At 45.7% G+C, this 24,238-nt stretch carries 22 protein-coding genes; 8 read left to right on the top strand and 14 right to left on the bottom strand.

The genetic code is table 11. The annotated features are described in order from the left end of the window. Positions 1 to 917: 917 nt before the first annotated feature. Positions 918 to 1,121 (top strand): hypothetical protein, encoded by a 204-nt coding sequence (locus DBX26_RS19800; RefSeq protein WP_014233671.1) that lies wholly within the window; start codon positions 918 to 920, stop codon positions 1,119 to 1,121. Between the two features lie 130 nt (positions 1,122 to 1,251). On the opposite strand, the gene DBX26_RS19795 is transcribed toward DBX26_RS19800, so the two are convergent. After that, positions 1,252 to 2,181 carry a LysR family transcriptional regulator gene (locus tag DBX26_RS19795; RefSeq protein WP_118120678.1) on the bottom strand — a complete coding sequence of 310 codons (930 nt, stop codon included), beginning with the start codon at positions 2,179 to 2,181 and terminating at the stop codon, positions 1,252 to 1,254. Positions 2,182 to 2,330: 149 nt separating this feature from the next. Here DBX26_RS19795 and hisC point away from each other — a divergent pair, with 149 nt between their 5' ends. From hisC to DBX26_RS19780, 3 genes are all read left to right on the top strand, one after another. Further along, the gene (hisC, locus tag DBX26_RS19790) at positions 2,331 to 3,422 is read left to right on the top strand and encodes a histidinol-phosphate transaminase (protein ID WP_065298862.1); all 1,092 of its coding nucleotides are present in this window, start codon (positions 2,331 to 2,333) and stop codon (positions 3,420 to 3,422) included. A 14-nt stretch (positions 3,423 to 3,436) separates the two neighbouring features. After that, a complete protein-coding gene (locus DBX26_RS19785) occupies positions 3,437 to 4,210 on the top strand; it encodes an ABC transporter substrate-binding protein (protein ID WP_065297847.1) in 774 nt (257 codons plus the stop codon). A gap of 172 nt (positions 4,211 to 4,382) precedes the next feature. After that, positions 4,383 to 4,775: a ribosome recycling factor family protein gene (locus tag DBX26_RS19780; RefSeq protein ID WP_118120677.1), complete on the top strand. Its 393-nt coding sequence runs from the start codon at positions 4,383 to 4,385 to the stop codon at positions 4,773 to 4,775. Between the two features lie 134 nt (positions 4,776 to 4,909). Here the strand turns inward: DBX26_RS19780 and DBX26_RS19775 are convergent, their stop codons facing one another. The 7 genes from DBX26_RS19775 to xdhA all read right to left on the bottom strand — a co-directional run bounded on the left by DBX26_RS19775 (position 4,910) and on the right by xdhA (position 13,471). Then, positions 4,910 to 6,313 (bottom strand): uracil-xanthine permease family protein, encoded by a 1,404-nt coding sequence (locus DBX26_RS19775; protein WP_065303302.1) that lies wholly within the window; start codon positions 6,311 to 6,313, stop codon positions 4,910 to 4,912. Between the two features lie 297 nt (positions 6,314 to 6,610). Next, entirely contained in the window at positions 6,611 to 7,840 is a 1,230-nt protein-coding gene (locus tag DBX26_RS19770; RefSeq protein WP_118120676.1) for a urate hydroxylase PuuD, read from the bottom strand. 126 nt (positions 7,841 to 7,966) lie between these two features. Then, positions 7,967 to 8,290, bottom strand: coding sequence for a hydroxyisourate hydrolase (gene uraH / locus DBX26_RS19765; RefSeq protein ID WP_020334079.1), 324 nt, complete (start codon positions 8,288 to 8,290; stop codon positions 7,967 to 7,969). Beyond that, positions 8,287 to 8,778 carry a 2-oxo-4-hydroxy-4-carboxy-5-ureidoimidazoline decarboxylase gene (locus DBX26_RS19760; protein WP_065297844.1) on the bottom strand — a complete coding sequence of 164 codons (492 nt, stop codon included), beginning with the start codon at positions 8,776 to 8,778 and terminating at the stop codon, positions 8,287 to 8,289. The genes uraH and DBX26_RS19760 overlap by 4 nt, the downstream gene beginning before the upstream one ends. Beyond that, entirely contained in the window at positions 8,775 to 9,686 is a 912-nt protein-coding gene (gene xdhC / locus DBX26_RS19755; RefSeq protein ID WP_118120675.1) for a xanthine dehydrogenase accessory protein XdhC, read from the bottom strand. Before xdhC ends, DBX26_RS19760 begins: the two co-directional genes overlap by 4 nt. Further along, the gene (gene xdhB, locus DBX26_RS19750) at positions 9,670 to 12,066 is read right to left on the bottom strand and encodes a xanthine dehydrogenase molybdopterin binding subunit (RefSeq protein WP_118120674.1); all 2,397 of its coding nucleotides are present in this window, start codon (positions 12,064 to 12,066) and stop codon (positions 9,670 to 9,672) included. Before xdhB ends, xdhC begins: the two co-directional genes overlap by 17 nt. Continuing rightward, positions 12,059 to 13,471, bottom strand: coding sequence for a xanthine dehydrogenase small subunit (gene xdhA / locus DBX26_RS19745; RefSeq protein WP_118120673.1), 1,413 nt, complete (start codon positions 13,469 to 13,471; stop codon positions 12,059 to 12,061). The genes xdhB and xdhA overlap by 8 nt, the downstream gene beginning before the upstream one ends. A gap of 551 nt (positions 13,472 to 14,022) precedes the next feature. Between xdhA and DBX26_RS19740 the strand changes: the two genes are divergently transcribed. Next, positions 14,023 to 14,664: a TetR/AcrR family transcriptional regulator gene (locus DBX26_RS19740; protein WP_065297841.1), complete on the top strand. Its 642-nt coding sequence runs from the start codon at positions 14,023 to 14,025 to the stop codon at positions 14,662 to 14,664. 87 nt (positions 14,665 to 14,751) lie between these two features. Here the strand turns inward: DBX26_RS19740 and DBX26_RS19735 are convergent, their stop codons facing one another. Continuing rightward, on the bottom strand, positions 14,752 to 15,324 hold the full coding sequence (locus DBX26_RS19735; protein ID WP_014233684.1) for an NADPH-dependent FMN reductase: 573 nt from the start codon (positions 15,322 to 15,324) through the stop codon (positions 14,752 to 14,754). 246 nt (positions 15,325 to 15,570) lie between these two features. Between DBX26_RS19735 and DBX26_RS19730 the strand changes: the two genes are divergently transcribed. Beyond that, complete coding sequence (locus DBX26_RS19730; protein ID WP_118120672.1) at positions 15,571 to 15,867, top strand: hypothetical protein; 297 nt, start codon at positions 15,571 to 15,573, stop codon at positions 15,865 to 15,867. Between the two features lie 94 nt (positions 15,868 to 15,961). On the opposite strand, the gene DBX26_RS19725 is transcribed toward DBX26_RS19730, so the two are convergent. From DBX26_RS19725 to DBX26_RS19715, 3 genes are all read right to left on the bottom strand, one after another. Further along, on the bottom strand, positions 15,962 to 16,312 hold the full coding sequence (locus tag DBX26_RS19725) for a DUF3147 family protein (RefSeq protein ID WP_014233686.1): 351 nt from the start codon (positions 16,310 to 16,312) through the stop codon (positions 15,962 to 15,964). A gap of 380 nt (positions 16,313 to 16,692) precedes the next feature. After that, on the bottom strand, positions 16,693 to 17,352 hold the full coding sequence (locus tag DBX26_RS19720) for a hypothetical protein (protein WP_118120671.1): 660 nt from the start codon (positions 17,350 to 17,352) through the stop codon (positions 16,693 to 16,695). Positions 17,353 to 17,481: 129 nt separating this feature from the next. After that, a complete protein-coding gene (locus DBX26_RS19715) occupies positions 17,482 to 18,381 on the bottom strand; it encodes a LysR family transcriptional regulator (protein ID WP_065297836.1) in 900 nt (299 codons plus the stop codon). A gap of 145 nt (positions 18,382 to 18,526) precedes the next feature. Between DBX26_RS19715 and hutH the strand changes: the two genes are divergently transcribed. Both hutH and DBX26_RS19705 read left to right on the top strand, forming a co-directional pair. Further along, positions 18,527 to 20,020 (top strand): histidine ammonia-lyase, encoded by a 1,494-nt coding sequence (gene hutH / locus DBX26_RS19710; RefSeq protein ID WP_118120670.1) that lies wholly within the window; start codon positions 18,527 to 18,529, stop codon positions 20,018 to 20,020. Positions 20,021 to 20,034: 14 nt separating this feature from the next. Then, the gene (locus DBX26_RS19705; protein WP_118120669.1) at positions 20,035 to 22,047 is read left to right on the top strand and encodes a urocanate hydratase; all 2,013 of its coding nucleotides are present in this window, start codon (positions 20,035 to 20,037) and stop codon (positions 22,045 to 22,047) included. Between the two features lie 82 nt (positions 22,048 to 22,129). Here the strand turns inward: DBX26_RS19705 and DBX26_RS19700 are convergent, their stop codons facing one another. Together DBX26_RS19700 and DBX26_RS19695 are read right to left on the bottom strand one after the other, a co-directional pair. Next, positions 22,130 to 22,651, bottom strand: coding sequence for a DUF2058 domain-containing protein (locus DBX26_RS19700; protein WP_014233705.1), 522 nt, complete (start codon positions 22,649 to 22,651; stop codon positions 22,130 to 22,132). Between the two features lie 157 nt (positions 22,652 to 22,808). Further along, complete coding sequence (locus tag DBX26_RS19695; RefSeq protein WP_118120668.1) at positions 22,809 to 24,215, bottom strand: aspartate aminotransferase family protein; 1,407 nt, start codon at positions 24,213 to 24,215, stop codon at positions 22,809 to 22,811. Positions 24,216 to 24,238: the final 23 nt, after the last annotated feature.

Below are 24,238 nucleotides of genomic sequence, written 5' to 3'. Positions count from 1 at the left end.
ATACCTCTATATTTGTATAGTTTTAATATTAAGTTTATTAGCTAATAAGTGCTATTAGATGATTTAGAGATAAATACTTTGTCGCAGGAACGTAAACGAGGAAATCGATGAGGAACTGAGAGAAATTTGATCTTAAAATAATTAAATAGCTCTTTTCTTAAGAGCTGACGTGCAGTATACCGATAAAATTGATAAAGGCTAGCTTTTTAATTTTTTAATTTTTCCTTGTTCTTCAAGCATTCGTTTTTTGCAATAGAAAATGCAATACAGTGGTCAAGCTATAGTTTGTGCAGGCTTCATTGCAGGAGCAACAGTAAAGTAGTCATAGGCTGTGATTTTAAATTAGGTGTGCAATGGTTGTTCTAATCTTGTGATTTGTAATGATATTTAAGTGTTGCGTTCTTCTTGTAAAACCACAAGAGGCATAGAGACAGCCCCTGTTCTACTGAGGAAAATGGAAAATATCTATCTATTTATTGTAATGAGTGTATAGTGAGTACAGCTCCGAAACGTGAGCTATTAATGAAACATATAGTTCGAGTCTCTTCTCAGTTTTCTTTCGAGTCATATCGTTATACAACTCCCATAGCAACTTATTCTTTATCTTCCATTAAATAGTCTCAGTTTTGCTTTCAACTATTAACGAGGGTTAAAAAATAGCGTCAGCATGTTTAAGTATCTATCAGAAGATCACAAACTAGCATTCAGAACTGAACATGACCTGAAAGGTCTTTCAGCCCCAAATGTTATGATCGTTTAGATAACTTTTCATTGCTTGAAATGCTTATTTATCATCGTTAATGAGTACTAAAGTAGTATGTTGAACCAGGCTTATTTAAGCCAATACAAGCGGATATATAAAATATAGACTGCATGTTTAATATACTTTTGATAAATATGTTCAAACAGGAAAAAGAATGCGAAAAAGACAAGATAAATCGCCAAGAAAATATAAGAAAAGCGGCTATGAAGCGAAGTTTGAGCAAATGGTTAAAGAATACCATAGTGCCAAGGAAGTCCTAGAATCAATGGACGCAGGTTCTGATGAATACAACAAGCAGAAAAACCTCTGCGAATCTCTTTTTGCCAGTGCTGAACGTTTCTTTAAACAGAATCAGTAATATTATAAAGAACTAAATCGAGTTCTTATGGTGATTGTGGTGCGTAAGTATCACCGGCTTCCGCATCATTATCACATCCCTTATATATTCATGTTTATTACCAACCAAACTCCCCTAAAAAATGGCTGTCTTAATTTGCCACTAGCCAGTTTTGGGCACTATTACTTTCGCTTTGCTCCGCCAACCAACTGACCAGTTTGCCTACCATCGAATTGCGTTCGTGTTTTGGATTGAGCAGGTGATAACCATTTCCAGAAGCGACATAGCTGTCGAACGGCTGTATTAAGCGCTTTGATTTTAAGTCTTGCTCTGCCAGAGTAATGTCACCAATCGCCATGCCAAAGCCTTGTTGGGCCGCATTTACCGCCTGATCAAGCGTGGCAAAAGTCTGGTTCCCTTTGCCCTGAACATTGCGATATCCTCGCGACGCCAGCCACATCGACCAGTCTGATTGCTCCGTATTCGCATGAAGCCAAGTACAACGTTTGAGCAGGTTTAGCTCATCTATTGTTTCTTCTGAAACAGACAAGGCCATCTTTTCCCACAACTGTGGCGCACATACTGGAGCCAGAAGCTCGTCGAACAATAGTACTTGTTCAATGGTTTTATTGCGGATGGGTTTTCCGTACGAGATGACTAAGTCAAAACTATCGAAGTTGGGTATCGCCTGATGCTTGGTGGTTGAGGTCAGTTCGACATTCACATCAGGATAAGCTTGCTGAAAATTGGCGATGTGACCTAACAGCCATGTGGTAATACAGCTTGGTGCGTTCAACTTGATTCGGTTTGCACTATCCACCACTTCACGAATCGACATTTGTAAGCGATGAATGATTTCTTCTGCGAGAGGGATAAACTTCGCGCCTTCTGGAGTCAGAGCCAGTCCTCGTGCCTGACGATAAAACAATGCAACACCCATCAGACTCTCGATTGACTGGATTTGGCGGCTGATCGCGCCTTGAGTCATGTTAAGCGCTTCTGCAGCGTGAGTGAAATTCAGATGTTGCGCTGTGGCTAAAAACGCTTGCAGGTTTTTTGTCGAAGGGAGTCTAGTTTGCATGTCATCTATCCATGATTTTTTTGCATGGCTAGTATGCCTTTAATTCGATTTAACCGAAAGCGATTCTTGACTAATTTATTATCAATAAAGAAATTAAATACAGAATGAATACCAAATATTGATTAAGTATTCACATTGGGGTGATAAATATAATGTCATTAGCTGAGAAGTTAGCTCCTGAGAGCATAAAAAAGTTAATACCATATCAGTCTGCAAGACGCATTGGCGGCGCTGGGAGATTGTGGCTTAATGCGAACGAGTTGGAAGAGCCGCTGCTGTACAAAGAGCACCAGTCTCCACTGCATCGCTATCCGGATTTTTTGCCTCATGATATTGCATCTGCATACCAGGCTTACTGCTCAACGTCACAGCCAACACTGGCAGTGCGTGGTGCGGACGAAGCAATTGATTTGCTCATTCGTACCTTCTGTCAGCCAGGTAAAGACAGCATCGCGATATGCAGTCCGACTTATGCGATGTACGAGTTTTGTGCTGAATCATTGGCGATTGATGTTATCGACTCTCCACTGCTTTTGCCGAACTTTGATCTCGACGTTGAGAGTGTGGTTCAAGCTGCAGAGAAGGCGAATCTGGTATTCTTATGCTCCCCAAACAACCCTACGGGTCAGTTGTTGAGCTCACAAAAGATTGTTGACGTGTTAGAGCAGACACAGCAAAGCGCCATTGTGGTTGTTGATGAGGCTTATATCGAATTTGAACTTGACCAAAGTGTCGTTGAGCTAATTGACCGTTATCCAAACCTGGTTGTGATTCGCACTTTGTCTAAAGCTTTCGGTTTGGCCGCGGTAAGATGCGGGTTTATTATCGCTCAGCAGTCGGTTATGGATTTTGTCTACAAGCTGATTCCCCCGTACCCGATGCCAGACAGCTCAGCAGAAATCGTTCTCCAAGCGTTAAGTGCTGAAGGGCTAGAGAAAGTAGCGGCTCATACCCATACCCTGATTGAATCTCGTCAACGTTTTATTGCACGTATTGAAGGTCTTGACTGGATTGAAACAATTTACCCGTCGGCGACTAACTTTGTATTGATTCGCACTAAGCCGGATGTGAATCTTTTTGAATACTTACGAGAGCAAGGCATCGTAACGCGTAACCAGACTCATGAGCCTAGTCTGCAAAACTGTGTTCGAATCACGATCGGTTCGGAAAAGAGCATGCAGGAAGTAGCGGAAACTATTTGTAACTACACCAATCTAGTGACACCATCAATCGAAATATAATAAGGACATTACACATGAAAAAAATGCTGAGCGCGTTAGCTTGCACCGCCGCACTACTATCGACTCCTTTGATGGCAAAGGAAGTTCGTCTGGCTTCTGACTTTACGTACCCACCATTCAATTACAAGGATGCTAGTGGTACGCCGGTTGGTTTTGATATCGAAATCGCAGACGCCTTGTGTGCAGAAGCGAAGCTTGAGTGTACCTGGGTGTCACAAGGATGGGATTCTCTGATCCCGAGCCTGCTTGCGCGAAAATCAGACGTGATCATGGCTTCAATGCGTATTACTGACGATCGTAAAAAACGCGTACTGTTTACCGACAAGTATTACCAAACGCCAGCTCGCTTTGTTGCTAAAGCAGACAACAACATTGAGATCAGTGAAGCTGGTTTAAAAGATAAAGTAATTGGCGTTCAAAGCGGTACGATTCACGATATGTACGTGACGGATAAATTTGGCTCGGTTGCGACCATCAAACGTTATTCAGGTCAGGACGAAGTGTATCTGGATATGGCAAATGGCCGTTTGGATGCGACTTTTGGTAACTCAGACCAACTTGCGCTGGCGTTTTTAGACAAAGACATTGGTAAAGGTCATGAGTTTGTTGGCGAAGCTGTAACGGATAAAGCCTACATTGGTGAAGGTACGGCACTAGCACTGCGTAAGAATGATAAAGAATTGGCTGAGAAGTTTAACCAAGCGATCAAAACCATTCGTGCAAATGGTACTTACGACAAGATTGCTGCGAAATACTTCTCCTTCGACATCTACGGCGAAGAGCTTTAATTACCGATAGATTCGTTCCATCAAATCACCAAGGCCTACTTTGTTTAGCAAGGTAGGCCTTTTTATTAACTCAATACGTTAACGACATTTCATTCTCTGTGTGGCGAAAAGATGAAAAATCAGCAAGCTAAGTTTAAAATGTGTGTCTATTTCTGATGATATGACGCCTTCTATGCATTCAAACAAGCTCACCATTCCATTGCCTTCGCTGATTCACCGTATTGGTGGCGAGCACGCTAAGCTGGCCAAAATGATTGCGATGGAGAAGGGGTGTGAGTTGAAGCGTGTCCGACGTTCCAGAAACTGGCAGGTTTCTGGTGAGGCATTGGATTTGAAAACCTTTCTTGATCATCTCAAAGCAGAAGAGTCAGAGGCGCTATGTTTTGTGATCAACAAGATGGAAATCGGACTCGTGGCTCATCAGGATAAATTAGAGCCGCTGGAAGCCAAGTTGATTCGTTTAGTGGTGGAGAACCCTAACGTCACCCTGGCTGAATTAATGGCAGAAACCAATTGTACAATCGCTCAAGCTCGCACGGCGCGTTTTGATGCGGAAATGTTGTAATGGTTTATGTTTGAAACAGTCAAACAGTCAAACAGCCAAACAGCCAAACAGCTCAGTAAGATCATAAAAAGCCACCCCGTGAGTTATCATCGGAGTGGCCGTTGTGGTTTAGTCTTTGGTTAGCTTCAACCTAGTTACTTTTCTAATGCTGGTTTAGAAAGCGTCTTTTGCGTTTCTTTTTGGTTTGCTTGCTGCGCACTTTCGCTTGATGTTTCTGGTAACACTAACGTCATTACAATCGCTGCAATACCGCTGGTAGTTACCGGAGAGCCGAAAACGCTCTGCATGATTTTTGGCATACCTTCCAGAATTTCAGGAACGAGCATTACGCCAAAACCAATACCAAATGAAACGGCGAGTATCATTAGGTTTCGGCGATCTAACTCTTCATTCGCAATGATCTTAATACCTGCTGCTGCAACGGTACCAAACATGACTAAGGTTGCGCCGCCGATAACCGGTTTAGGGATGGTAGTCAGAATGGCACCGATGAGAGGAAACAATCCGAGAGCCACCAAAATAAGTGCGACAAAGTAGCCCACATAGCGGCTTGCAATGCCAGTCAGATGAATGACGCTGTTGTTCTGGCTGAATGTGGTGTTCGGAAAAGTATTAAATACCGCAGCAATCAGCGAGTTCACGCCATCGCCAAGTATCCCAGCTTTAATTCGTTTGAGATATTGTGGGCCCGACACGGGTTGTTTGGTGATAATGCAGTTCGCCGTAATATCGCCTGCTGACTCGATGGCAGTGATGGCGTAAATAACAGCGATTGGGACAAATGCAAACCAATCAAAATCAAACCCGAATTTGAATGGAACAGGGACGCTGACTAAAGGCTGATTAAACGCCCCTTCTAAGTTGACCATGCCCATAAAGGCTGCCAGAACATAGCCAATAACCATACCGATCAAGATTGACGACAATCTTACCATTAGGTTTTTAGAGCGATTTAAAACGATGATGGTGGTTAAAACAACCGTCCCCAAAACAAGGTTGTTCCATGAGCCGAAGTCTGGCGCGTTGAACCCGCCCGCAAGGTCGGTCATTCCGACTTTAATCAAAGATATACCTATCGTTGTTACCACGATACCCGCCACGACAGGTGTGATAATACGTTTAAGTTTGCTGATAAACTGAGAAAGGATGATTTCGACGAAGGCACCGACAAAACACACCCCGAAGATCATTGCCAGAATATCTTCTGGACCACCACCTTGTGATTTAACGATGAAGCCTGCCGCCAAGACAGAACTCAGAAACGCAAAACTGGTGCCCTGAACGCAGACTAACCCCGCGCCTATTGGGCCGATACGGCGCGCCTGTATAAAGGTGCCAATCCCTGACACGATTAACGCCATACTGATGAGATAAGGAACGTGCTCGCCGAGTCCAAGCACGCCGCCGATGATGAGGGTTGGAGTAATGATTCCGACAAAACTCGCAAGTACATGTTGTAGCCCTGCGTAAAGTGCTGCGCCGGCTTTGGGCTTGTCTTCTAACCCATATATGAGGTCGTGGGTTTCCTGTTGAGACATACTGACTTCCTTGTATTCATTATTGTGTACTATTTTATGAATACATCTGAGCAATCTTTGTGCCACAAACTTCCTGACTGGTTAGTCAAGTTATTCCAGTGGGTTAGGAGAAAACCGTGTTGAGTTGACGGAAAATATTGTTTCGTATTGGTGCAATAATGCTCAATTTAGTGCATGTACAACCCGTCACTTTTTTGTTTTACACACACTTAATCGATTGAAATTACCATAAAAAATTTACCATAAAAAAAGCCACCTAGATTTCAGGTGGCTTCAAATAGCGAGTGAGCAGAGAGGTTAATTCAAAACTTCTTTCAGGCGTTGTCGCTCTTCATCAGTCATCTTGGTTTTATTCAAAAATGGCATATCAGCACTTTCAACCGAGCGAACCAGAATTCTTGCTTTCCAGCGTTCGATATCTTGCCAGCTATCAAAAACGGCACCGCTTGGCGCGACCTTGAATACATCATCCGTTGGTGTAGAGCTATGACACTGGCTACAGCGCTCACTGATGATCTGTTTTGCGATCTTCTGTTCTTCAGTCAATGAAACTTCAGTCGCTATTGCTGCATGCGGGCTGTCTGCATTGGCGACGGTAGGTTGTGTCGCGTTGCGAGAAGTCGACTGCCAGCTCACTAACACTGCCAGAACCATCATTGCACATGCTCCGCTTAACAGAACGCTTGGTCTATTTTGCCCAATGTGTTTGAGGTTAAAGTAATGGCGAATATACGCGCTGATGATCATAACGAAAAATCCAATCAGCCAGTTCAGTGGATGTTGATAGATCATTGGATAGTGATTGCTGATCATCAAGAAGATTACTGGCAGAGTGAAGTAGTTGTTATGAATAGAGCGGCGCTTTCCTTCTAAGCCTGGAGCGGGGTCCACGGTTTCCCCTGCGGTAACTTGCGCCACCATTTTACGTTGGCCAGGAATGATTTTGTGGAAGACGTTATTGACCATAATCGAGCCAATGAGCGCACCCATATGAATAAACGCACCTCTTCCGCTGAACAGTTGGGTAAAGCCGTAGAAAAACAGCGCACCAAACGCGAGTAGTGCTGCACTGAACAGGGCTGTATTACGGCTCAAAGGTGAACGCATTAATGCTTCATAAACCACCACGCCCAGTAGAATGCCACCAACGCCAACTCCGACTGCTTGCAGAGACGTTAGCTCCATGACACGAGGGTCAATCAGATATGCTTGGGCGTTGAAGTAGTACATCCAAATCATCAACGCAGAGCCAGTTAACCATGTGGCGTAGGCTTCCCATTTAAACCAGTGCAGCTTTTCCGGGATTTTTTCCGGACCTACCTGATACTTGGCGACTTCGTAAAATCCACCACCATGTACTGCCCATAGGTCGCCTTTGATGCCTTTATCTTTTTTCCATTTTGGCGGTGTCTCTAAGTTATTATCCAGCCATGTGAAGTAAAAGCTTGCTCCAATCCATGCGACGCCACAGATCACATGAAACCATTTGATAAACAGCGCCAGCCATTCATACAGTTGCGGCCACATCGTAATATTCCTTTTTAAATTTTGATTCCTTGAACATGCGTTCGTTAAAGATTGTTCTTTGAGAGGGGGATTTGCCCAACTGCCTCACTGAAGAACAATCATCTCTTCTCTTTGGGGCGTTGCCCTCTAACTTCCTCGGTAGCTCGAATAAGAGAATGGGGATAGAAGAAGAGGAATGTGGTAGTTACCCTCGTCATAGACGTTGAAATTTACGTCTATAAGAGGAAAGAAAGCGCTACCAAACTGCGCATCACAATAAGGTGCGACAAGAAAGCGCAGCGTATAACCCTGTTTTTCCAGGATTAGTTCTGGGAACTTGGCGCGACCATCTTGATCGGTGGTGGCCTCCGCGAGACACATTTGGTCGTTGAGGCTAAATAACTGAACTTGAATACCAGCTGCGGGCTTTCCGTTTGCGGTATCTAACACGTGGCAACTGAGTTGTTTCATAACAAGGCTTCCATTCTGATTTTGCTGATTTTCTGTTGTTCTAGTGCTGCTTGATGTAGCTCTTCATCCCTCGAACGATTGATCCGGCCTTTGAGCAGGTTGAGCATTTCTTCTGCAGTCTTGTTGGTGGCACACACGATAAAAATGAATCCAAATTTGTCGTGGTATTTTCGGTTGAGCGTAAGCAGTTCTTGCAACACATCGGTAGAAGCCTGTTTAACGTTCTTTTGCTCTTTTTCGCTGAGGTCTTTGCCTTGTGAGTACTTCTTTTTCAGGCTATTGAGATCACCAATCATCGGGTGACCTGCAAATGCTTCCAGCCAGTCGTTTTCTTTTAACTTGGTAAAGGCAATCTCTGCGCTACGAAGTAAAGAATCTATTGAGTCAAACGGCATGCGGATTTTCATTTCTTGCTGCCAACGTTGGCTGGTGCAAATTCTTTCCAGCTGTTCATCACTTAGGCTCAAGGCAAGGTTTACTGTACTCATTGATGATTTTCCCTGATATTTTTGCGTGCGAGATTGGCTTGTTGCCATTGTTCTTCGTTCTGTTGTTTTACATCGGGCTGCATTTCATTATGTTGTTTGTTAGCTTGATGTTGCTTAAACCGTTCCATCAATTGGGCTGATACTGAGACCGCCACTTCCATTGGTAATTTGCCCGTGATGTCTGGATTCCCAATCGGGCAGGTGAGCTGATCGAGCAAGTTGACGTTGCTCAGCTGTTCTTTAAGGCGGAACCTGAAACGTTGGCTTTTACCTTGTGAGCCAATTAAGCCCACATAAGCAAAGCGCTTGCTTTCTAGCGCTTTCTGAGTCAGCTCAAAATCAAGCGCGTGGTCTTGCGTCATGATCAACACAAATGTGTTGTCTTTTAGTGTTTCGATTGCATCGACCGGATTGGCATGTAGCGATGTCTCTATTCCTTTTTGTGACAAAGGAGACAGCCATTCAGGACGACTGTCGATGACTTTTACATGGCAAGGCAATCCACTGAGGATACTAGTGAGTGCCTGACAAACATGTCCGGCACCAAATATTGCAACCTGTGGCGTTTGTGTCTGGAAAAATTCGAACATCACTTGCACCGCTCCGCCACAGCATTGTCCAAGATCCGCAGACAGGGCAAAGCGTTCTATAATTGGTTCAGCGTGTTGAAGCGCCAGGTTGTCACGCGCTTTGGCGATCACCTGGTATTCGAGGTTGCCGCCGCCGAGCGTGTCGAACTGGCCTTGAGCAGAGATAACCATCTTCGCGCCACTGGATCGCGGCACTGATCCAACATAAGCCAGAACCGTTGCAATACAGTAAGCCTGACCTTGTTGCTCAAGTTGCTGGCAGGCGGCTAACCAGTTCATGCCCGGGTTCGACAGGTAGGCATCATTGTTCGACGACATAGGATTCCTCCTGCATTGATTGCTCTTCAAGCCACTGTTGCTGATGCTCGCAAGCGTTAAGGATTTCTTCACCTGTTGCTGGCGCGTGTAGTGCTGGAGTGCATTGATGTTGACTGATTGAGGCTACTGCATCGTAAATTGCGCACCAGACACTGTTCGCGTGCATGAATGGCGGCTCACCAACGGCTTTGGAACGGTAAATGCTGTATTCCGGATTGGCCTGATCGTACAGATCAACATGCATTTGTTTCGGGTAGTCACCGATGGTCGGGATTTTGTAGTTCATCGGACTGTTACTTAGCAAATGACCATTTTCACCCCAGACTAACTCCTCGGTGGTTAACCAGCCCATGCCCTGAATGAACGCTCCTTCAATTTGGCCTTTATCGATTGCCGGATTCAGGCTATTACCCACATCATGAAGAATGTCGACTTTTTCAACGCGCATTTCGCCAGTTAGGGTGTCGATCGTGACTTCTGAACAAGAGGCACCCAGAGCGAAATAGAAGAACGGACGACCAGTGGCCGTGCTTCGGTCATAACCAATTTTTGGTGTTTGATAGAATCCGCTTGCAGAGAGCGAAATACGGTTCATATATGCTAACTGAACTAACTCTGCCCAACTGACGGGTTGTTGGTATTTCGGTGAGGATTCGATACCGACCAGCTCACCGTTGAGGATGTCTGCCTCTTCGATTTGATAATGCTCGCAAGCGAAATCAAGCAAGCGTTGTTTAATTTCCATTGCCGCATTGTGCGCCGCCATACCGTTCAGATCAGCACCTGAAGACGCTGCTGTTGGCGAGGTGTTTGGTACTTTATCCGTGCGGGTTGAGGTGACAAGCACCTTGTTAATATCGATACCGAAAGACTGAGCGACGATCTGCTGAATTTTTGTATGCAGACCTTGGCCCATTTCTGTCCCGCCGTGGGATACCTGAAGTGTCCCATCGGTGTATACATGGATAAGCGCACCCGCCTGGTTCAGGTGAGTTGCGGTAAAGGCAATCCCGAATTTGAGCGGTGTTAATGCCAGGCCTTTTTTAAGCACTGGATTACTCTGGTTCCACTGATTGATTTCTTCGCGGCGAGCGCGGTAGTGACTTTGCTGCTCAAGCTGTCGCATGATATCCAGCATTGCGTCATGCTGTTCGACTTCCATACCATAAGGTGTGGTTTTTGCTTCATCGCGATACAGGTTTTTGTAACGAACATCGAGAGCGTCTTGTCCAACCTGAAGCGCTAAGTCCTGCATCGCTTTTTCAATCGCGATCATCCCTTGGGGGCCACCGAATCCACGGAATGCAGTATGGGAAACCATATCGGTTTTGAGCCTGTTGCCAACCACACATGCCTGGCCGAGTGAGTAAGCGTTATCGGCATGGAACATGGCGCGATCGACAATTGCGTCGGATAGGTCAGGCGAGTGACCACATAAACCGTTTACTTCGATGTTTGCGGCGATGATTTGGCCTTGAGCGTCTGCCGCAAGCTGGTAACGGTTGTAGAAAGGATGACGCTTACCAGTGACCGTCATATCGAGTGAGCGAGGAAGACGCATTTTTACTGCTCGTTTTGTATGGTGTGCCCCAAGCGCTGCCAGACACGCCCATTGAGCCGCCTGACTTTCTTTACCACCAAAGCCACCGCCCATACGTCGCATATCAACCGTGACTCGGTTAAAATCAATGTCTAATACTTCAGCGACCAACTTCTGAACTTCAGACGGGTTTTGGGTTGAAGAACGCAAGAATATGCCACCATCTTCGGTTAATTCTGCAAGACTTACCTGACCTTCCAAATAGAAGTGTTCCTGACCACCGACATGGATATCGCCGTGAATATAAACCGGCGCTTGGTCAAAAACTTGTTGTTCGACTTTTTTACCCATCTGGTGAGTAGGCAAGAGGGGATCTTGTGATGCGGCTTTTGGATACGTCAGCGCCAGATCGCCCGTTTCGGTGTACTCCACTTTCGCCAGGCTTGCGGCTTTCCATGCTAGCTCATGTGTGGTCGCCAGAATGAGGGCAATAGGCTGTCCGAAGTACTTAATCTCGTTATTTATCGCCAGTAAGGGATCGCCTTTGAAAATGGTACCAATGTCCTTTTCTCCGGGAATCGAGGTCTCTGTCAGTACTTTAACGACACCTTCAGCGCACTCAACCTCCGATAAGTCGAGCTGTGCAATATGACCTTTGGCGATGGTGCTGGTGACAACAGCCGCATGTACGCATCCAGCGGGAGCAGCGTAATCATCAACATAGAGCGCTTCACCGCTGACCTGCTTATCGGCACTTTCGTGCTTGTAAGATTTCCCTACGACTTGTTGGGATTCAGGGAGTATGGTTTGCCCCGATTCAACCTGAGTTAACTTACGCATCTTGCACCAACCTTGTCTCAATGCTCTGAGACTCCAAATAAAAACGTTTAAGCAGGTTCTGAACCAACTTGACTCGATAAGTATTACTGCCTCGCACATCACTCAGTGGCTGAATCACCTGAGGTACCATTTCCTGAGCTTGCTGAACGACAGAAATCGACAATGGCTTACCAATAAATAGCGCTTCTAACTGGCTAAGGCGTACCGATTTTGCGGCTACTCCGCCAGCCGAGATGATACAGTTGGTGACGCATTGGTTAGTGGCAAACGCCATGTTCAGTCCCAATGTGACTGTCGCGATGTCATCTTCGTAGCGTTTACTCACTTTGTAGATAGCGTGGCGTTCGTTTTTAGCCAGCTGTGGTAAGTGAATCGCGCTGATCCACTGATTGGGCTGGAGGGCGGTCTGGCGGTAACCAGTAATGTACTCTTCCGGCGCCAGTAACACTTTGTCTTCGCCATCATCTAATTCAATCAGACCATGCAGGCTGATAAGTAGTGGGGCAATGTCGCCAATTGGTGAAGCGTGGCCAAGACTGCCTCCAAGCGTTGCTCTGTGGCGAATAGTCAAACTACCCAAGCGTTCAATCACTTCATCAGCGGTTGGGAAATGTTGTTTAATGAATTCATGAACCTGCGTCATCGGAACTGCCGCACCAATGCGCCAACCTGCCGAAGTTTCTGTGATTGTAAGTAAGTCATCGACGTGGGATAAGTCGATCAGTTGCGCCAGAGGTTTGTGTTGCTGAGTCACCTCTAATGATAAATCCGTCCCTCCTGCGATCATTTTTGCCTCTGGCATCTCTTTGATTGCCTGAGCGAGTTGCTGACGGTTCTTTGGGCGCGCATAGTTCGGCTCATTTGTGTCTGCAACTGAGGCCATCCATGTTTTTACGTTAGCTTCATGAACGCTAAGCGGATCATCTATATGGCATGCCGCAATCGAGTTTGCGGCTTCAATCAATGGGCCGTAGCCCGTGCATCGGCACAGGTTGCCAGAGAGATAATGGGTTGGGTTGTGAGGCGCGACTTCTTGCTTTGACAGCGCATAGAGAGACATCACAATTCCCGGCGTACAAAAGCCACATTGAGAACCGTGATGATCGACAACCGCTTGCTGCACAGGATGAAGCTGGTTGTTTTGTTTTAGGTGCTCGACGGTAATGATCTGTTTACCGTGCAGAGCATGAATTGGGGTGATGCAGGCGTTGATTTGTCGATAACTCAGTTTATCTGCGTCATCAGTATCAACGACGACTACCGTACAAGCGCCACAATCACCACTGGCACACCCTTCTTTAGAGCCTGTCATGTGTTTTTGTTCACGCAAGTAGTTCAAAAGCATGGTGTCTGCTTTTGCTGATGCCACTTTGACGACATCATTATTAATCATGAGCTCTAACATAACTTCCTCTATTCATTATTGTTAAAAACCTGTCCATATGGTCAACTCAAGAGCCCCAAATAGCTCGCGCAGTCTTGGCGAAAGCACAAGCTAAGGATGAATCTGCTATTTGTTTCGTCTTTGCATAACTGGCCGACTTGTTGGTATTAGCCAGTTGGTATGAGTACTAAAGCAAAAACCTGACCAATTGGTCGTATTTTTAAAAATAACTTTCCACTTTTAGCTTGAAGGCTTATATATCAAGCATAATATGCGTGCCAGAAAACCCCAATAATTTGGGGGGAACTGATGAGACGACTGGATTGTGTACAATTTTGGTGCTAACTCTTGTATACATTGCACTCATTTGATGCAGGTCTTGTTTGCTGAGTAATTCGGAACCCCGATATCAGCGGTTCGCTGAGCGCTCTCTGGGTTGGCGCGTATTTTGTAAAGTACTTTGTAGATAGGTTTATGAGTGTAAAGAGGCCAATGAGTATTTTAGCCAGCGATGCTGAACAGCGATTTACTTCGATTGGTGAAGGCAAAAAGTCGAAAGATAAGGAGTCAACTTGACGGTAGAAGCAGGGCAAACGAAACGAGCGAATGTCGGTGAGATCAGACGGCGTAATGAAGAGCTAATCTTACAAGCTGCGGCAGATGAGTTCGTTAAGCATGGCTATAAAGGCACCTCTGTTCAGGCAATTGCAGACAGAGTGAACCTACCAAAAGCGAACCTGCTGTACTACTTCAAGTCAAAAACTGGCATCTATAAGGCGTTATTGAAAGACATTCTCACGCTATGGAATGACGGTTTTTCGGAACAAGCCGCCATGCTACCGCCAGAGGTAGTGCTAAGAAATTACATCGTCGGTAAGATGCAATACAGCCGCACACACCCAAAAGAATCGAAAATCTTCGCGCAAGAGATCATTCAAGGTGCGCCTATTATTGCGGATTCCATTCAATTCCCAATGGTGAACTGGGCAGCAGGCAAAGCAACGATTATTCAATCCTGGATTGATCAGGGATTGATTCGTCCGGTCGAGCCTTTGCACTTGTTGTTTTTGATCTGGGGAGCGACCCAATTTTACGCCGACTTTGATACCGAAATCAGGCTGATTAAAGGTGGCCCCCTGTCGACAGAAGAATTTGAAAAAGCGCAGGAGTTTGTCGTTGATATGGTTTTAAGAGGCCTCAGAGTGACAGGGTAGTCGTGGTCGCATTCGCGTAAAAATGGCAGCGTACTGAGTTATTTCATAAATAGTATCAGCGCTGCCATTTTTATTCTGCTCTGAGTTCTACGATTTTCTTGGAAGTACCGTGAGTACACGGACGATGAAGGCATGCAACTCAACCATGTAGTTACTCAGGAATTCGGCTGTACTCTCATCGGTCACCACGCCATCTTCAGTAATGAGTCCCGGCTTAAATTGCACGTAAGCTTCGACGGTATTCATCAGCGGGGAGTTACAAAAACACAATACGCTGCGCAGACTTTGTTGCGCTAATGCAGTCCCGATCGAACCGGGAGACGTACCGATTACCCCTGAAGGCTTGGCAGTAAATGAGTTGTGTCCCCATGGACGACTCGCCCAGTCTATAGCGTTTTTCAACGCCCCTGGTATTGAACGGTTATACTCTGGCGTGACAAACAAAACACCATCTACATCGGCGATAGCTTGTTTGAAGTCTCGTGCTACTTGAGGAAAGTCGGCATCATAATCGGGACTATAAAGGGGCAAATCTTTGATTGGGATCTCTACTAATTCAAGTTCCGGCGGTGCCAAACGCGCCAGTGCTTTGGCTAACATCCTGTTAATTGAGTTTGAAGACAAACTACCGACGAAGTAGCCAACTTTGTATTGTGCCATGTTATTTATCTCCTTCTTCGAACCTTATGCCCAACGTTAAACCATGTGCTTTTGTCGCAATCTATCGACTAGTTTTGTTCCATGAAAAGTGTAGTTCAAACGCATGGTGAGCATCTTTTATTTGTCAGTCTTTGGTTCAACAAAGGGCTATTCAGGAACGTATCAGAGATTGTGGGCTACAGTATAAAGCGATGGTGAAAGGCGGTACACGTGCCATCTAGACAGGTAAAAATAACGGAGGAGATTATGAAAATATCTAAAGTATGTATACCTGTGCTTTTTGCTGGGCTCGCAACCCTATTTGCATCGTTTGCTTATGCGGGCCCACCGATCCAATCTATGACCATAGAGTGCAACTGGGGAACCTTGACCATGGAAATGATCAAAGAGAAAGACTTTGATCAGGGAGGTCACTCAGCGGATCCTTCGGGTGATGGTCATGGTCCAGGCACTCTCGATGAGCCGCGAAAAGGGCTCGCTAATGTCGTTGAGCAAGGAAACTTGCAATATACATGTCAGCTGATTGAGGATCTTTTATCTTAGTAAACAGTTTGACATTAGATATTTAGCCCACTTCGGTGGGCTTTTTACAGGCTAGTGTTTCGGATGGTATGAGTCACGCTGTTTTACTCAATATTCACAACAAGTTGATTCCAAACTGCTTTACCAACATATGAGTAAGGCCAAAGCAAACAATGGATACTAAGCAGCTTATTAGCAATGTGACCCAAAAAGAGTATTTAGCCAACAAGTAAGGAAAGAGCAGAAACATGGGTAACGTTGGTAGTACATACCAGAAAGTATAAAACGCATGATTAGAGAGTTTGTGGCTTCCCTGTCCCTCAATGTACATCCAGATCAAAGCTAAGATTGTGACTGTCGGTAAAGCCGCAACTAAAGCACCTAATTTATCGCTTCGTTTTGCGACTTCAGAAATCAAAACAACGACAGCCGCGGTGGTAAGGTACTTTATGACAATCCAAAGCATTCGTGGTCTCCTTGCCCAAAACGAAAGAATTTTTTGATTCAGCGTAATGACACTTAGTTTGTGTTAACCGTTTATATAAGAAAAACACCTTGAAGTCACAATTACTTTTTAACGTTTTGTTTACAAGTAAATAAGATCGTCATCATCAAACCATGATAGCTCTTGGGTTGCTTTCTCTCATTGAATGACTGCACCTGTCATTTTTGGATTTGTAGAGCCTTCAGTTTTAAACCGACTTTGATACCGAAAGCTTGATGACTAAGGTGGGTTTTCATCAATAGAAGATTTTGAAAACGCTTAGGCGTTCTTGGTTGAATTGGTTTTAAAGGGGCGTGAGACAGAGTCGCTTGTGAGTCGAATATACTGATTTATTCCACTATTCACTCTACCATTTCTTTTAGTTGACTGAGCTGTGGCTGAGGGGCTTTCCAGCTGAGTTCGAACACGATTTTTTTCAAAACCGCTGCTTTTGTATTTTCGTCATGTAAATTTGCTATGTTTTCCTGTAGGAGCTTTTTGATTTCATAGACTTGATGAAAAGAGGGATACACCTCTTCGGCCAAATCGAGGTAGTTTATTGCATTTGCAAAGTCTTCACTCACTAAAGCGTCGAAAGCTTTTGCCTCGTATTCAATTGCAGATTGATATTTCGATTTGTTTTCCTGGACGCTTGTGATGGTTGCGATGCCAATTTTACCTACACTACTTACATTCTCTTCTGTTGAACTCGCGAGGCCGTTAAACAGCTGCTCGGTTTCGGATTCATCGAGAACTAAAGCAATCAGATTAGTGGTAAGAACAACATGCTTTTCATCATCAACCAGTAAATCAGGCATGAGTTTATTAATAAACTCATACCGCGATGTATTCTCTTTGGATTTCTCTAACTCAAAGGTCTTTTGTTTTAAGTCCGCTTCCACCTTTTTTACATAGGCGTCAATTTCTTGCATTTCAGCATTTAGATTGAAATTCATGACGCTAAGAATAATGGTGATGATTGACGAGCATACGCCAATCCAAACCGTAATTTTATCTGACATGATAACTAAGAGCTCGCTAACCAAATTGCTTCAATTATAGTAATAAATATGTGATTTAGAGCATATGGTTCGCGGGGATGGACATATTCGTAACCCCTAATCGCTTTTTAGCCTATCTATGCCTGATTATCAGTTAGCGCCGTGACAGCGCTTTATTTCTGAAATCAGCGCTTTAGCCAAAGGTGAAGCCGAGTTGTTTTTTAACGTGATCAGCATGACCGGAATTTGATAGGTGTACTTTTCCGGCAGGATAGGCTTGAACAACCCCTTGTCGACCCAATTGCTGGCATAGTGCTCGGGCAGGTAACCGATAAACGCGCCGGATAAAATGAGATGAGCAATTCCCTCATCGTGATAGGCGGTAGCGCTATTTTGGTAATTCAGTGCATCGTTGCGAGTTTCCTTATCTCGCATATAGTTACTGGTGATCACTTCTGCTTGTTGTAAAAGTGTCTTGATTTCAGAAGGCTTACAGTCGAACAGCGGGTGGCCTTTACCGCAATACAAATAGTTGGTTTCATTGTGCAGCGGATAGTAATCCAGCCCCCTTAATTGGTGGCGACTGACGCCGATCCCGACCAGCGAGCGACCATTGGCTACGGACGTTTCAACTTCGCGAGCTTCACAGACGTTAATGTCGAACTGTAAGTTGTTGCTTCGGCTTTTTAATGACGACACTACCTCTGACACGCGGCAGCGCGGATCGTTGACTAAGGTGTCAATCATGGCAATCGTTGCTCGACCCGAGAGTTCGTTTTTCGAACTTGCGACGGTCGCAGCAAAAGCTTCACACTGCTGAAGTAACTCCAGCGATGCCTGGTAAGTCACATGCCCCGCCTCTGTCACCTCAAAACCGCTTCGGCCACGTTTACACAGCTTAAGTCCAAGACGTAACTCCAAATCAGACAAATGTGAGCTAATGGTTGAACGCCCAATGTTTAGGCGGGATTCTGCAGCTGATAAACCACCGCATTCGACGATAGCGACGAATATCCTCAGCATACGTAAATCGACATCTTGAACCTGCATGGAGTGACCTCTTTCTATGTTGGCTTGTTAGTTCGATAAAATCGGAATGAACTACGAACATTATGCTTTTATAAAACATCCAGAGCAAGCTAGCATAGGTCCATAAGTAACGTGATAGCAAAATATCGTATGTTAGGAGAACAAAATGACGTTTAGATATGGTGTAGACCGACTAAACTTAGATATCATAAATGGAATTGCTGACGGCAGCATCAAAGCGGAACTGTGTGAAGAAGCGCTGGATAAGATCAATGCAAGTCGTCGTAATGTAGACATCATCGCTGCATCTGATAAGGCGGTGTACGGCATCAATACTGGTTTCGGTCCTCTATGTGATACGCAAATCTCACCTGAAGAAACGCATCTACTACAAAAAAACCTCCTGATTACTCATGCGGTTGGTGTTGGTGAGCCAATTGCTAAACCAATCTCAAAACTGATGCTGATTACTAAGGTGCATGCGTTAAGTCAGGGCTACTCGGGCATTCGCTTAGAAGTGGTTCAGCGTATGTTGGCGTTTATCGAACTAGACCTAATCCCAGTTGTACCGGAGCAAGGCTCAGTTGGCGCATCAGGCGACTTAGCGCCTCTTTCTCACCTGTTTTTACCATTGATTGGTGAAGGCGAATTCTGGCAGGGAGACCGCATTGTTCCTGCAGCGGAAGCACTTCGTGAAAACGACCTAGAGCCTCTTGAGCTGCATGCTAAAGAAGGTTTGGCACTGATCAACGGCACACAGTTCATCTTGTCACATGCGATTACCGCGCTTACAAAAATGCGTTACCTTCTGGATCTGGCTGATTTGGCTGGCGCGATGAGTATCGAGGGCATGCAAGGCAGTGGCTCACCATTCAGAGAAGAGCTTCACCTGACGCGTGCGTTCGCAGGTAACATTGAAGTTGCAGCGCGTATGCGCCGTTTCTTCGAAGGTTCTGAGAACATGGCTTCTCATGCTGATTGTGTTCGTGTGCAAGACCCATATTCATTGCGCTGTATTCCACAGGTACACGGTGCTTCTCGCAACGCCTTTAACCACTTAAAAGAGCTGGCTGAAATCGAAATGAACTCTGTGACTGATAACCCGATCGTTATCAGTTCTGAAGAAGCAATTTCAGGTGGTAGCTTCCATGGCCAACCTCTGGCGATGGTATTGGATTACGCTTCAATCGCAGCAGCGGAGCTGGGCAACATTGCAGACCGTCGTTGTTACCTGCTTCTTGAGGGCTTGCACGGTCTGCCGCGTCTGTTGACCTCATCTGGTGGCCTTAACTCGGGCATGATGATTCCGCAATACGCGACAGCTGCACTGGTTACTGAAAACAAATCACTCTGTTTCCCACCGTCTGCTGACAGTGTGCCGACCTCAATGGGTCAGGAAGATCACGTTTCTATGGGTAGTATTTCAGGTCGAAAACTGAACCAAATCTTAGGTAATTTGGAAAAGATTTTTGGCATTGAGCTGATGTACGCTGCACAGGCGATAGAGTTCAGACGTCCGCACAAATGTTCAGATCTGATTGAAGAAAACTTCCAGATTATTCGTGAGAAAGTTGCCAAGCTAGAAGAAGACCGCCTGCTTAAGCCTGATATCGATGCGATGATCACACTGGTTAAAACACAAGCATTTAACGTGAACTAAGGGAGACTCACAAAATGGAAACAGTATTAAATTTTCAAGACCAGATTAAGCAAGGTATCCCTAGTACACTGCCGGAAGCAAAGCCTTATCCGGAAGGCGTAAACCGCGCGCCAAAGCGTAAAGACATTCTGAGCCCAGAAGAAAAGCAGCTCGCTATTCGTAATGCATTGCGTTACTTCCCGAAAGAGTGGCATCAGGAATTAGCAGCGGAGTTTGCTCAAGAGCTGAAAGATTTCGGTCGTATTTACATGTACCGATTCAAGCCAAGCTACAACATGAAAGCGCGCTCTATTTCAGATTATCCAGCCAAGTGTGAGCAGGCAGCGGCCATCATGCTGATGATCGACAACAACTTAGATCCTGCTGTCGCGCAGCACCCAGAAGAACTCATTACTTACGGTGGTAACGGTGCAGTATTCCAGAACTGGGCGCAATACCTGCTGACCATGAAATACCTAAGTGAGATGGAAAACGACCAGACGCTACATTTGTACTCTGGTCACCCTATGGGGTTATTCCCGTCGTCTGAAGAGGCCCCACGTGTTGTTGTGACTAACGGCATGATGATCCCGAACTACTCCAAGCCAGATGACTGGGAAAAATTCAACGCATTAGGCGTGACTCAATACGGTCAGATGACGGCTGGCTCGTTCATGTACATCGGTCCACAAGGTATCGTACATGGCACCACAATCACGGTAATGAACGCGTTCCGTAAGGTTTTGGAAAAAGGTCAAAGCCCACAAGGTAAGATCTTCCTGACTGCAGGTCTTGGCGGTATGAGCGGTGCGCAGCCTAAAGCAGGTAACATCGCAAACTGTATTACTGTGTGTGCAGAAGTGAACCCGAAAGCGGCGATTAAGCGTCACGAACAAGGTTGGGTCGATGAGCTAGTTGATAACATGGACGCACTGGTTGATCGTGTTCGCAAAGCTCAGGCTAATGAAGAAGTGGTGTCGATTGCCTTTATCGGTAACGTGGTTGATGTATGGGAAGCTTTCTACGAGAAGGAAATCTTCGTACACCTGGGTTCAGACCAGACGTCACTACACAACCCTTGGTCAGGCGGTTACTACCCGGTTGATATCAGCTACGAAGAGTCTAACCGTCTAATCCGTGAAGAGCCTGAAGTGTTCAAGGTAAAAGTACAAGAGACTCTCAAGCGTCATGCTGATGCGGTAAACAAACACACAGCTCGTGGTACTTACTTCTTTGACTACGGTAATGCCTTCTTGCTTGAAGCTTCTCGCGCTGGTGGCGATGTGATGGCTGAAAACGGCATCGACTTTAAATACCCATCATACGTGCAGGACATTCTTGGTCCTATGTGTTTTGACTACGGTTTTGGTCCATTCCGTTGGGTTTGTACTTCAGGTAAACCAGAAGATCTGGACAGAACCGATGAAATTGCTGCGGAAGTGCTAAGCAAGATCATGCAAGAGTCACCAGAAGAAATTCAGCAACAGATGCAAGACAACATTACTTGGATCAAAGATGCGAAACAGAACAAACTGGTTGTAGGCTCACAAGCCCGTATTCTTTACGCGGATGCGCAAGGTCGTATGGAAATCGCGAAAGCGTTTAACGATGCCATCAATCGCGGCGAAATCGGTCCTGTGGTTCTTGGTCGTGACCACCACGATGTAAGTGGTACTGACTCACCGTTCCGTGAAACGTCGAACATCTACGATGGCAGCCGCTTTACTGCTGACATGGCGATTCACAACGTAATCGGGGATGGTTTCCGTGGCGCGACTTGGGTTTCTATCCACAACGGCGGCGGTGTAGGCTGGGGTGAAGTGATCAACGGCGGCTTTGGAATGTTGCTTGACGGCAGTGACAGCGCTGAGCGCCGATTGAAGTCTATGCTTTTGTTCGATGTTAACAACGGTATCGCACGTCGTAGCTGGGCACGTAACAAAGAAGCTAATTTTGCGATTCAACGTGAAATGGAAAGAACACCGAAGCTTAAGGTGACGTTAGCGAACCAAGTTGATGACGACATTATCGAAAACTTGTCTTTCTAAGTAACTTGAAAGCAAGATAACAATAGAAAGAAACAAAAAAGGCAGCGAATTTCGCTGCCTTTCGTTTTTAGGTGTTGGTGAATTACCACATCAAATCATCAGGAACGACGAACTCTGCATATGGGTCATCTTCTGCAGGAATGTCGGCTTCAGGTTCTTTTTGATCGATAATCACAGACTCGTCACGCTGCGCAATTTTGTTTGCCACGCCACGAGGGATGACCACATAGCTCTCGCCTACAATCGCAATAGCCAGAATACCTTTGATCAACTGTTCACGAATCAGAGAATCAACGTAGAGTGATTTAACCAAAGTGCCGTCGGTAAAGTTGTATTTGATGTCGCCATCTTTCAAATCAACTTTGTTCATTTCGATCAGTTGATTGATTTGCGCTTTGATCTCTTTACTCAAACGTTCAGCATTCTGTTGTTCGCTCAACGCTTTATCTCGTTCTAACTGCTGGCGTTTGCTCTCTTCAACGGCCGCTTTGACTTCGCGTGCCTGAACGCGGGATTTTTTAGAGCCTTTTTTCGCTTTCTTGAGTTTTTTCTCGTTAACCAAGCCAGCTTTTAGCATTTGTTCTTGAAGGGTTAGTTTTGCCATGTTTAATCCAGTTAATACGCAATTTTGGCTATTTTAACCAGTCCTGATCAGCAATAAAAGAGTGAGGAAGGGAAGTGGGGCGAATATCCTAATAAAATGCCGGCTTTTGAGGTAAAAGCCGGCGTGTCATGCTCAGTATGTGTCACGTTTAAGGTGTTTACTTCGCGTTCCACTGCTTAGAGGTGACGAGGTTATCCATCACTTTGTTAACCGCTCGGTGCGCTTTAGCCACGATAGTGTCGACATCGTTACGACTGGTGATAAGCGCTGGGGCAAAGCCCAGAATATCACCATGAGGCATAGCCCTTGCGATCAGGCCGACTTCCAGGCAGGCGGCCGAGACTTGCGGACCCACTTTTAAATTGGGATCAAAGTGCGCGCGACGCAGTTTGTCTGGCGAGAACTCCAGTGCATGCAGTAAACCGATACCTCGAGAATCGCCGACGAGAGGATGATCTTGGAAGGTTTCCGTCATACGTTGTTGCAAATAAGCGCCCACATCTGCTGCGTTTTGAACTAAGCCTTCTCGCTCAATGATATCTAAGTTGCAGTTCGCCGCCGCTGCCCCCATTGGATGCCCTGAATAGGTATATCCATGGCCGATTGCGCCCCATAGGTCGGTACCGTTTTCCAGAACATTCCAAACTCGTTCGCCGACAATCACGCCTGAAAGAGGCTGATATGCCGATGTTAAACCTTTTGCGACCGTGATAAGGTCTGGCTTCATGTCATAGTGGAGTGAGCCAAAATCAGAGCCCAAACGACCAAAGCCACACACTACTTCATCGGCGATCAACAGAACATCGTATTTATCGAGAACTTTACGGACCGCCTGCCAATAGCCTTGTGGCGGCGGAACAATACCACCTGTCCCGAGTACGGGTTCTGCTATCATTGCTGCTACCGTTTCTGGCCCTTCGGCGAGGATCATCGACTCAAGCTGATCCGCACAGTATTGCGAAAATTCTAACTCTGATAGTGAATCATCTTCACGGCGGTAATAGTAGGGGGCCATGGTGTGCTTGATGCGTTCCAGTGGCAGATCAAAGTGGGCGTGGAACAGTGGTAAACCAGTCATCGAGCCTGAAGCGATACTTGAACCATGGTAAGCGCGATCTCGGGAGATGATTTTTTTCTTCTCAGGGAGGCCACGGACATTATTGTAGTACCAGACTAATTTGAGCTGGGTTTCATTCGCATCACTACCGGACATGCCATAGTAAACTTTGCTCATTCCGTCCGGTGCCATTTTGATAATGCGGTCTGAGAGTTTAACCAAGGCTTCATTGGTGTGTCCTACATAGGTGTGGTAATAAGCCAACTCTTTCGCTTGCTCGTATATCGCTTCCGCCATCTCTGGTCTGCCATAACCAATGTTTACGCAATACAAGCCGGCAAATCCGTCGATAAGCTCAGTCCCTTCTGAGTCGGTGATTCGAATGCCTTGTCCGCTTGATATGATCCTGCCCGGAAGCTCACCAGCCGCGTACTGCTTGAGGTGGGTTGAGGCATGAAAAACACGTTGACGATCGATCTCCAGTAGTTGTTGCGTTTTATTGTTCATAGTCCTTCTCCTGTTTATCTCCA

The organism is Vibrio sp. dhg, assembly GCF_003443775.1.
Classification (GTDB): domain Bacteria; phylum Pseudomonadota; class Gammaproteobacteria; order Enterobacterales; family Vibrionaceae; genus Vibrio; species Vibrio natriegens.
This window is presented reverse-complemented; position numbering and strand designations above follow the sequence as displayed.

What these genes read in the sequence shown, in the direction of transcription:
- DBX26_RS19770 (WP_118120676.1), bottom strand. Translation starts at nt 7,840, where the DNA reads ATGTGGCCGCAACTGTATGAATGGCTGGCGCTGTTTATCAAATGGTTT.
- DBX26_RS19785 (WP_065297847.1), top strand. Translation starts at nt 3,437, where the DNA reads ATGAAAAAAATGCTGAGCGCGTTAGCTTGCACCGCCGCACTACTATCG.
- DBX26_RS19780 (WP_118120677.1), top strand. Translation starts at nt 4,383, where the DNA reads ATGCATTCAAACAAGCTCACCATTCCATTGCCTTCGCTGATTCACCGT.
- DBX26_RS19735 (WP_014233684.1), bottom strand. Translation starts at nt 15,324, where the DNA reads ATGGCACAATACAAAGTTGGCTACTTCGTCGGTAGTTTGTCTTCAAAC.
- DBX26_RS19705 (WP_118120669.1), top strand. Translation starts at nt 20,035, where the DNA reads ATGGAAACAGTATTAAATTTTCAAGACCAGATTAAGCAAGGTATCCCT.
- DBX26_RS19730 (WP_118120672.1), top strand. Translation starts at nt 15,571, where the DNA reads ATGAAAATATCTAAAGTATGTATACCTGTGCTTTTTGCTGGGCTCGCA.
- uraH (WP_020334079.1), bottom strand. Translation starts at nt 8,290, where the DNA reads ATGAAACAACTCAGTTGCCACGTGTTAGATACCGCAAACGGAAAGCCC.
- DBX26_RS19800 (WP_014233671.1), top strand. Translation starts at nt 918, where the DNA reads ATGCGAAAAAGACAAGATAAATCGCCAAGAAAATATAAGAAAAGCGGC.
- DBX26_RS19775 (WP_065303302.1), bottom strand. Translation starts at nt 6,313, where the DNA reads ATGTCTCAACAGGAAACCCACGACCTCATATATGGGTTAGAAGACAAG.
- DBX26_RS19695 (WP_118120668.1), bottom strand. Translation starts at nt 24,215, where the DNA reads ATGAACAATAAAACGCAACAACTACTGGAGATCGATCGTCAACGTGTT.
- DBX26_RS19715 (WP_065297836.1), bottom strand. Translation starts at nt 18,381, where the DNA reads ATGCAGGTTCAAGATGTCGATTTACGTATGCTGAGGATATTCGTCGCT.
- hutH (WP_118120670.1), top strand. Translation starts at nt 18,527, where the DNA reads ATGACGTTTAGATATGGTGTAGACCGACTAAACTTAGATATCATAAAT.
- xdhA (WP_118120673.1), bottom strand. Translation starts at nt 13,471, where the DNA reads ATGTTAGAGCTCATGATTAATAATGATGTCGTCAAAGTGGCATCAGCA.
- DBX26_RS19700 (WP_014233705.1), bottom strand. Translation starts at nt 22,651, where the DNA reads ATGGCAAAACTAACCCTTCAAGAACAAATGCTAAAAGCTGGCTTGGTT.
- DBX26_RS19760 (WP_065297844.1), bottom strand. Translation starts at nt 8,778, where the DNA reads ATGAGTACAGTAAACCTTGCCTTGAGCCTAAGTGATGAACAGCTGGAA.
- DBX26_RS19795 (WP_118120678.1), bottom strand. Translation starts at nt 2,181, where the DNA reads ATGCAAACTAGACTCCCTTCGACAAAAAACCTGCAAGCGTTTTTAGCC.
- xdhC (WP_118120675.1), bottom strand. Translation starts at nt 9,686, where the DNA reads ATGTCGTCGAACAATGATGCCTACCTGTCGAACCCGGGCATGAACTGG.
- DBX26_RS19720 (WP_118120671.1), bottom strand. Translation starts at nt 17,352, where the DNA reads ATGTCAGATAAAATTACGGTTTGGATTGGCGTATGCTCGTCAATCATC.
- DBX26_RS19725 (WP_014233686.1), bottom strand. Translation starts at nt 16,312, where the DNA reads ATGCTTTGGATTGTCATAAAGTACCTTACCACCGCGGCTGTCGTTGTT.
- xdhB (WP_118120674.1), bottom strand. Translation starts at nt 12,066, where the DNA reads ATGCGTAAGTTAACTCAGGTTGAATCGGGGCAAACCATACTCCCTGAA.